The organism is Pseudomonas sp. MD195_PC81_125, assembly GCF_014060985.1.
Taxonomy (GTDB): Bacteria; Pseudomonadota; Gammaproteobacteria; order Pseudomonadales; family Pseudomonadaceae; genus Aquipseudomonas; species Aquipseudomonas parakoreensis.
Genome location: NZ_JABULD010000197.1, coordinates 1 through 8,313, shown reverse-complemented (window position 1 = coordinate 8,313; position 8,313 = coordinate 1). Strand labels below are relative to the sequence as shown.

Here is an 8,313-nt window from a genome sequence, read left to right as displayed (position 1 = left end):
GCAAATGCGGAGAACGACACAAAACCTTGTGGGAGCTGGCTTGCCAGCGATGGCGGCCGATAAAAACACTACATTTTTTGTTGGTTTTGCGGCAGGCTGCCAAAGAATCTCTGCCACCCCTTGGCGCCGCGCAATCAAGCGCGCCGCCACAAACAGCAAATCCGACAACCGATTGATATACGCCAAACCAACCCCGGCCAACGGCTCAATCGCATTCAAATGCTGACAACGCCGCTCGGCACTGCGCGCCAGACTGCGGCACACATGGGCCTGGGCGATCAGCGTTGAGCCACCGGGCAGTATGAAATTCTCCAGTGGCCCCAGTTCCTCGTTCCACACATCGATTGCCGCTTCCAGGCGTTCGATTTCCGCCGCGTTCAGCGCCTGATATTCCGGCATCGCCAGTTCACCGCCCAGATCGAACAAACGATGCTGGCAGGGGGCGAGCACGTCGATCAGTTCATCCAAGCCCGGAAACGCTTCACGCTCGGCGATCAGCCCGGCCAGCAGCACACCGACCTGACTGTTCAGTGTGTCGACTTCGCCAATGGCCTCGATGCGCGGGTGATCCTTGGGCACGCGGCGGCCATCGCCCAGGCCGGTTTCGCCTGTGTCGCCGGTGCGGGTGTAGATCTTCGACAAGCGAAAGCCCATGGGTTACCTCGTTAGTTGATTGGTTTCGGCGGCGATGGCTGCCGGTTGTGTCAGCGGCAGGCGCAGGGTGAAACAGGTGCCCTGGCCGGGCGCCGATTGCACTTCCATCTGGCCTTTATGGTTGTTGGTAATGATGAAGTACGACACCGACAGCCCCAGTCCCGTGCCCTGGCCGATTTCCTTGGTGGTGAAAAAGGGCTCGAAGGTGCGTTTGCGCACGCTCTCGCTCATGCCAATGCCGTTGTCCTCGACCTGAATCTCGGCCCATGGCGGATTGAGTCGGGTACGCAGAATGATCCGCCCCGGCTCGTTGTCGTCTTCGCGCTGGTGAATGGCTTGCGCGGCGTTTTTCAGCAGATTGAGCAGCACTTGTTCCAGTTCGTTGGCGGTGCCCGGCACCGGGCCGAGTGCCGGGTCGAACTGGCGGATGATCGCCTGCCCCTTGAAGTCGAAACCGATCGCCAGATCGAAGTCGTTGCCGGCAATTTCCACTGCTTGATCGATTAGCGCGGGCAAATCACACGGGGCCATTTGCCGGGTGCTGCGCCGGCTGAAACTGAGCATGTGGGTGACGATTTTTGCTGCGCGGGCGCCGGCCTGCTGGATGCCGTCGAGCAACTTCGGCACTTCACGGCTTTGCAGGTAGCGGTTGACCGTGTCCAGCTCGATGCCGAGCTGTTCGGCGGTTTCGAGGTTCTTCGGCAGATCTGCCGACAGCCGCCGGCGAATGTTCTGCACGTTGTGCAGGATCGCACCGAGCGGGTTGTTGATCTCGTGGGCCATGCCGGCGGCCAGGCCACCGACCGAGAGCATCTTTTCCGATTGCACCATCATTTCTTCCAGCGACAGGCGCTGGGTGATGTCGTCGATGCGGATCACCACACCGCGCCCGGCACCGCCCATCAGCGGGTAGAAGGTCAGGGCGTAATGCTTGGGTTCGTCGTCCTTGAACCAGGTCACCCGCTCGATCTTCGCCACCGTGTGTTCTTCCACGGTCTGCTTGAGTTGCGGCAGAAACGGCTTGAGCGGTTCGAAGGCGAGGAAGATCGGCTGGTTCAACGCTTCATCCAGGCGCGTGCCGGAGAGGGCGCTGGCCTCCTGGTTCCACTGGGTCACGTAGAGCTGCTCGTCGAGGGCGATCAGCGCCGAGGGCATGGAGTCGATGATGCTGTTGAGGTAGTTCTGGAAACCGGTGAGCTTCTTCTCGATCTTGCTGCGAACCTGGACTTCCAGTTCCAGCTTGCGGTTGGTGTGGCGGGTTTCTTCGGCCAGGCCCTGAGCCTGATCGTAGGCGGCCTGCGAGTCATCGCGGGCGCGCTTGAGTTGCTGCTCGCGAGCTTCGATGCGCGAGAGCATGGTGTTGAATGCCTCGGCGAGGCTGCCGATTTCGTCATGATTACCGCGCGAGGCGCGCAGGGCGTAGTTCTCTTCACGGGTGACCTGACGCGACAGCTCTTCAAGTTCATGGATCGGGCGGGTGATCAGGCGTTTGATCTGCCGCGCAATCACCAACCACAGCAGCACACTGAAAATCAGGATGCCGAGGCTGGCCGTCAAGGTGCCGGTGTAAAACGCCATCGGCAGTTCACTGCTGGCCACCAGCAGCAGATGACCCGGTGCAGTGCCCGGGCGAGGCAGGGTGATCAACTGGTTGCTGCGAAACTCGGTGAGTTGCCAGGCTTCGATGTGCCGATAGCGTTCCGGCAGATTGAGTTTGTCGCCACGCTGCACCTGGGCGAGTCGGTCACCCTTGCCGTCGTACAACGCCGCCGCACGCAGCGGCGAATAGCTGTCGAGTTCCTTGAGCAGGCGTTCGGCGCTTTGTGGCGACTCGAGGGCTTGTGCGACCAGGCTCGGGTTGGAGATCAGCCGGCCAATGGTCTGCAGGGCCTGCGGCGCCATGCTTTCCTGGGAGATGTAATAGGCGGCGCTGATAAAGGTCAGGTTGGCGACCAGCAGAACGGTGGTCAACAACACCAGCAGGGCGGCCAGCAGTTTCTGGCCGACCGGCAGGTTTTCAAGGCGCTGGCGCAATGGCATCAGGTTTATCGCAGCAGAGGAACAAGTGGGCAGCGTAGCCGCTGCTCAGTCGCTGGGCAATCCAAGGCTGCGCAGATGCTCGACCAGACGCTGCTGCAATTGCGTGAGGTGCGGCAGGTTCAGTTGATGACGGGTGGCGACTTTGCAGGCGTGGCCCAGCAGGTAGCTGATTTCGGTGCGGCGCCGGTTCGCCACGTCCTGATACATCGACGAGTAGTTGGCCGCTGTGGCATGGATCACCCGCTCGACTTCCTGCTGCAGATCGAGCGCGGCTGCCGGTTGACCGCAACGCTCCAGCAACTCGGCCAGTTCCGCGCACAGCGTGGCGACTTCGCATTGATGCTGCTCCAGTCCGCCGTTACGGCAATCGTGAAGCACGGTCAGTGGATTGATCGCGCAATTGAGCGCCAGTTTGCGCCACAGCCGGGTGAGGATGTCGGTGCTCCATTCATGGGGGATGTTCGCCGCTTGCAGGTCGTCCAGCCAGATCGGCGCCACCGGATGACCGGCATCGCCCAGCCAGGTGAAACCGTGGCCGGCAAACACCACGCGCCAGTCGCCGTCGCGGAACGCGCCTTCGGTGCTGGAGGCGCTGATGCAGCGTGCCTGCGGAACCACCGCTGCGACCGCGTCCTGACTGCCGAGGCCGTTCTGCAGCAGGATCAGCTCGGCATCTGCGCTCAGGCGCGGGGCGAGGCGGGCGACCGCGCTTTCGGCGTTATAGGCTTTGCAGGCGACCAGCAGGCGACGGATCGGCTCCGGGTCATCCGCCGTTTGCGCGGGGACGGCATAGGTGGTGGCTGCGCCATGCTCGACCAGGGTCAGCCCGCCGGCCGCCTGATAGCTGCGCAAACGCTCGGCATCACGCAGGATCAGCCGCACCGGCAGACCCGCGCGGGCCAGACGTGTGGCCCAGAGGGTGCCGAGCTGCCGGCGCCGAGAACGTGCCAAGGGGTGGACATCAGTTTTTCACTCGGTAAGGTACTGGCATGCAAGGCTCGCCGTATTGGTGGGAAAAGACCCGTTATAATGAGCCGGATTTTAACCGCAAGCCAAGCGCGCTCCCTCCTGATCGAGCGCGCCTTTTTATTGGAGAGACTACATGCCGTCGTTCGACGTGGTATCCGAACTGGACAAACACGAGCTGACCAACGCGGTCGAGAACGCCGTGAAGGAACTCGATCGTCGCTATGACCTGAAAGGCAAAGGCAGCTTCGAGTTCAAGGAAAAGGACCTGACCGTCAACCTCACCGCTGAAGCCGGGTTCCAGCTGGAAGCGATGATCGAGATCCTGAAGCTGGCCCTGACCAAGCGCAAGATTGATGTGCAGTGCCTTGAAGTCAAAGACGCTTACGCCTCGGGCAAGCTGATGAAGCAGGACGCGATCCTCAAGGAAGGCATCGACAAGGAGCTGGCGAAGAAAATCGTCGCGCACATCAAGGACGCCAAGCTCAAGGTGCAGGCCGCCATTCAGGGCGAACAGGTGCGTGTGACCGGCAAGAAACGCGATGACCTGCAGGAAGCCATCGCAGTCCTGCGCGCCAAGGAATTCGGCATGCCGCTGCAGTTCAACAACTTCCGCGACTAAGCGTCCCCATGCGGAACCTCTCGGCGTTTTCAGCGTCCGAGGCCCCAACAACGGCAGAAACGATTGAGCCTCAATGGACTCGGTCTTTCTGCCGCTGATTTTTTACAGCCCGGGTAGCCGGACATCAGGAGATGGAAGATGGATTTGAATGCTGAGGTAGACAACCTGGTCAAGGCGTCCCAGGCGTGGATTCCGATGATCATGGAATACGGCAGCCGTGTGTTGCTGGCGGTGATTACCCTGGCCATTGGCTGGTGGTTGATCAACAAGGTCACGCAAAAGCTCGGCGGTCTGCTTGCGCTGCGTAATGCCGACCTGGCGCTGCAAGGCTTTATCAGCAGCCTGGCGAACATCATCCTCAAGGTGCTGCTGATCGTCAGCGTCGCCTCGATGATCGGCGTGGAAACCACCTCGTTCGTGGCCGCGATCGGTGCTGCCGGCCTGGCCATCGGTCTGGCGTTGCAGGGCAGCCTGGCGAACTTCGCCGGCGGCGTGCTGATTCTGCTGTTCCGTCCGTTCCGTATCGGCGACTGGATCGAAGCGCAAGGCGTGGCGGGTACTGTCGACAGCATCCAGATTTTCCACACCGTGCTGCGTACCGGTGACAACAAGACCATCATCGTCCCGAACGGCAATCTGTCGAACGGCATCATCACCAACACCAACCGTCAGCCAACCCGCAAGGTGGTGTTCGACGTGGGTGTGGATTACGAAGCGGATCTGCAGAAAGCCCGTCAGGTACTGCTGGATCTGGCCAAGGATGAGCGCGTATTGCAGGACCCTGCGCCACAAGCGGTCATTTCGACGCTGGGTGACAGTTCGATCACTGTTTCCCTGCGTGTGTGGGTTAAAACTGCAGACTATTGGGATGTGATGTTCATGTTTAACGAACAGTCGCGAGATCGTTTAAAGACGGCCGGTATTGATATTCCGTTTCCGCAGCGTGTGATTCGTGTGGTTCAGGAATCTGCAACACAATGATAGGTTGCTAATTAAATGCCTGACTTATTGGTCAGGCATTTATGACAAGTGACAGGCAATAAAAAGGCCCATCCGAAGATGGGCCTTTTTTATGCTTCCAACTAACCACTGACGATTACAAGATGTTCAGTGGGTATTCGGTGATCAGGCGGAACTCTTTAACGTCGCCTTCGCCTTCGTCAGCGTTAGCAGTGTGCCAGGCTTGACGAATACGGAAGGACAGGTCTTTTGCCGGGCCGCTTTGAACAACGTACTTGGCTTCAAAGTTGGTTTCGTGGTGCTTGCCATCTTTGCCGTACACGTTGACGTAGGAACCGCCAGCCGGTGCGTTGGTACCGTCGATGTTCCAGCCGTTCACGTAACGAGCCATGAAGCTCAGGCCTGGAACGCCGTACTCGGCCATTTTCAGATCGTAACGGATCTGGGCGGATTTCTCGCCAGGGCCGTTGAAGTCAGAGTACTGGATGGAGTTGGCGAGGAAGATCGAGTCGCCACCACGGTTGGATGGGCCGTGGCCACCGACACCGATGTAGTCGAACGGAGTGTCGCCGTTAACTTTCTGGAAAGCCAGAGTGACGGTGTGGGCTTTCAGGAACGAATAGGCGGCTGCCAGGGAGAACGCGGTGTTGCTGATCTCGCCCGCTTCGGCACGACCGGTATCGGTGGTGCGGTAGATGTTGCCGTCCAGGTTCACCGACTGATCGCCACCCAGCGGGATGGTGTAGTTCAGGTTGGCGTAGTACTGGTTCCAGATGTCTTCCAGCTTGGCGCCATACAGAGAGGCGGAGAGGTTGTCAGTGATGCCGTACTTGCCGCCGAAGTAGTCGATCGAGTCAGCCTTGACGTTGGCGTAAGTGGCCCACAGCTCGCCGTCGCGGGCGTTCTTGTCCTGGCTGGTCGCCGAGTAGAAGTGACCGGCTTCGAGGTCGAGGTCTTTGACTTCGCTGCTCTGCAGCTGGAAGCCGCTGGCAGTTTGCGGGATGAGGCGGGAACCACCGACAGCGAACACTGGCGCAGTGCTTGGCTGTTGGTCACCGATTTTCAGCTCGGTTTTGGAGACGCGGAACTTGATGGCAGCGCCGGCCTTGCCTTGGCTGTCATTGACGTCGCGAGAGCCATTGTTTGGATTGACGAAGTCGCTACGACTCATGTTGCCCGAACCGGAGGTACCGTCACCGCCGTCCAGTTTGATAGCCAGATAACCGAAAGCGTCAATGCCTACGCCGACAGTACCCTGGGTGTAACCAGAGGTGAAATTACCCAGAAAACCTTGTGTCCAGTCTTTCTGGTCAGCACCGCCGTTCTTGTTGTCGCGGTTGAAGTAGTAGTTCTTCAACGTTTCGGTGAGTTTTGCGTCTTCAACGAAACCTTTGGCTTCTGCCTGGTCACTAACAAACGGGGCGGCCGTAGCCAACTGAGTGCTGGCTGCTGCTGCAACTGCCAGTGCGATTGTGCTCCACTTCATCACGCGCATCGTGATTTGCTCCTTTGGTTTTAGAAGAGTACTGCCGTCCCACCTGTTTTATTATCTGGGCGGCTCTTTCTTTTTGTGTCGGCGCAAACTTATATCACGCCGACAATGTTGGCGATACTTGCTCATACAACCTTTCATGATCTTTACGACGACGTCGCAAACAGCTGGGTTGATGTCGCAAATTCACGTTACCCATGCAGCCGGGCTGACAACTTTATCGCTGTTTCTGGGCCTTTTTGCATCGGTAAAAAAGAGTCCCTGGCAAAACACTTGAATCTCCATTGGGGCAACCCTGCCACCGTATTTGTTTGGTCTCAACTGCCACTTCCCGTGGTGCGCTATAGACCATGTGTGTCTCAATGCAACAAGCGTGCACAAAGTGCAGGGTTGCCACGTTTATTTTTCTGCACACCCGCCTTTCGCTGTAAAAACCGCATAAAAACGGGGGTTCAAGCCCTTTTGTATCAGGGGCTTGACGCATACCTTTGCATCGTGTTGTCAGGTTCGCGTGGGGCCATGACAACCAAAAACGTTACCGGTTCACCCCGTCAGTGAGTATTTGGCGGATGCCCGACGCACTGAGCGTAGACGCACTGTGCGGTTTTGGTGCAAAAAATTTACAGGCTGTACCGGATTCATACAGCTTGTGACGAGCCTGCTGTCGAATGGACCTGCCCATTTCGGGTGTTTGCCCGTGTCCGGGCACCGTCCTGGCGCTGTAATGGTGCGCAGTCTCTGCAAATGTCCTTTGTCTGGGCTGTGATGGCCAGGGCGGCACGGCGCTCGTGAAGCCTGATGGATTCGCAGGTATGCTGCCTGCCTGTCGCTTGGTGTGTCGCCTGTCTTTCACGGCCGCTAAGCTGAATTATGTCGATCAGCCGGGAGTGCACGCAGTGTTTGCTTTAGATTCACGACTTCAACAGGACACCCTGACCATCGGTGACTTCCCGCTCTGCCGGCTGCTGCTGTCCAATGATGCCAATTACCCGTGGTTCATCCTGGTGCCACGTCGCGACGATATCAGCGAGTTGTTTCAGTTGGATGTCGCCGATCAGCAGCAGTTGTGGCAGGAGACCGCGGCGCTGGCCGAGCTGCTGAAGGGTCTGTTCGACGCCGACAAGTTGAACGTTGCGACGCTGGGCAACGTTGTCAGCCAGTTGCACATGCATGTGATCGTGCGCAAGCGGGATGACGCGGCATGGCCGGCGCCGGTCTGGGGTAAACACCCGGCAAGACCCTACAGCGCCGAAGAGGTTGCGGGCATTCGTGAACGGCTGCGTCTGGTGCTGACCGAACACTTCACGTTTCTGGAGGGTTGAACCATGAACCTTGAAGAACGCGTTACCGATCTGCAAAGCCGCCTGGCGTTTCAGGATGACACCATTCAGGCGTTGAACGATGAGCTGGTGGCGCAGCAGCGCGTGATCGAACGCCTGCAACTGCAGATGGCGGCTCTGATCAAGCGTCAGGAAGAGATGGTCGGGCAATTCGACTCTTTCGAGGAAGAAGCGCCACCGCCGCATTACTGATGCCAACACATTTGTGCAGGCGTAAAAAAACCGCGAGCAGCGTGGCT

At 58.8% G+C, this 8,313-nt stretch carries 6 protein-coding genes and 2 pseudogenes; 4 read left to right on the top strand and 4 right to left on the bottom strand.

Annotation, left to right across the window (positions count from 1 at the left end; translation table 11 throughout):
* Positions 1 to 81 precede the first annotated feature (81 nt).
* The 3 genes and pseudogenes from HT737_RS08495 to HT737_RS08485 all read right to left on the bottom strand — a co-directional run.
* Positions 82 to 654, bottom strand: a pseudogene (locus HT737_RS08495) (cob(I)yrinic acid a,c-diamide adenosyltransferase); the annotation flags it as partial.
* A gap of 3 nt (positions 655 to 657) precedes the next feature.
* A complete protein-coding gene (locus HT737_RS08490; protein ID WP_182402193.1) occupies positions 658 to 2,694 on the bottom strand; it encodes an ATP-binding protein in 2,037 nt (678 codons plus the stop codon).
* Between the two features lie 45 nt (positions 2,695 to 2,739).
* A pseudogene (locus tag HT737_RS08485) lies at positions 2,740 to 3,656 on the bottom strand (putative 2-dehydropantoate 2-reductase).
* 140 nt (positions 3,657 to 3,796) lie between these two features.
* Here HT737_RS08485 and HT737_RS08480 point away from each other — a divergent pair.
* Together HT737_RS08480 and HT737_RS08475 are read left to right on the top strand one after the other, a co-directional pair.
* A complete protein-coding gene (locus HT737_RS08480) occupies positions 3,797 to 4,282 on the top strand; it encodes a YajQ family cyclic di-GMP-binding protein (RefSeq protein ID WP_182402191.1) in 486 nt (161 codons plus the stop codon).
* Positions 4,283 to 4,420: 138 nt separating this feature from the next.
* Complete coding sequence (locus tag HT737_RS08475) at positions 4,421 to 5,263, top strand: mechanosensitive ion channel family protein (protein WP_007912753.1); 843 nt, start codon at positions 4,421 to 4,423, stop codon at positions 5,261 to 5,263.
* A gap of 115 nt (positions 5,264 to 5,378) precedes the next feature.
* Here HT737_RS08475 and HT737_RS08470 read toward each other — a convergent pair whose 3' ends face one another.
* Positions 5,379 to 6,737, bottom strand: coding sequence for an OprD family porin (locus tag HT737_RS08470; protein ID WP_121186860.1), 1,359 nt, complete (start codon positions 6,735 to 6,737; stop codon positions 5,379 to 5,381).
* An 893-nt stretch (positions 6,738 to 7,630) separates the two neighbouring features.
* On the opposite strand from HT737_RS08470, the gene HT737_RS08465 reads away from it, so the two are divergent.
* Entirely contained in the window at positions 7,631 to 8,056 is a 426-nt protein-coding gene (locus tag HT737_RS08465) for an HIT domain-containing protein (protein ID WP_182402189.1), read from the top strand.
* Positions 8,057 to 8,059: 3 nt separating this feature from the next.
* The gene (locus tag HT737_RS08460; RefSeq protein WP_182402187.1) at positions 8,060 to 8,266 is read left to right on the top strand and encodes a SlyX family protein; all 207 of its coding nucleotides are present in this window, start codon (positions 8,060 to 8,062) and stop codon (positions 8,264 to 8,266) included.
* Positions 8,267 to 8,313 lie beyond the last annotated feature (47 nt).

What these genes read in the sequence shown, in the direction of transcription:
- HT737_RS08470 (WP_121186860.1), bottom strand. Translation starts at nt 6,737, where the DNA reads ATGCGCGTGATGAAGTGGAGCACAATCGCACTGGCAGTTGCAGCAGCA.
- HT737_RS08480 (WP_182402191.1), top strand. Translation starts at nt 3,797, where the DNA reads ATGCCGTCGTTCGACGTGGTATCCGAACTGGACAAACACGAGCTGACC.
- HT737_RS08490 (WP_182402193.1), bottom strand. Translation starts at nt 2,694, where the DNA reads ATGCCATTGCGCCAGCGCCTTGAAAACCTGCCGGTCGGCCAGAAACTG.
- HT737_RS08475 (WP_007912753.1), top strand. Translation starts at nt 4,421, where the DNA reads ATGGATTTGAATGCTGAGGTAGACAACCTGGTCAAGGCGTCCCAGGCG.
- HT737_RS08460 (WP_182402187.1), top strand. Translation starts at nt 8,060, where the DNA reads ATGAACCTTGAAGAACGCGTTACCGATCTGCAAAGCCGCCTGGCGTTT.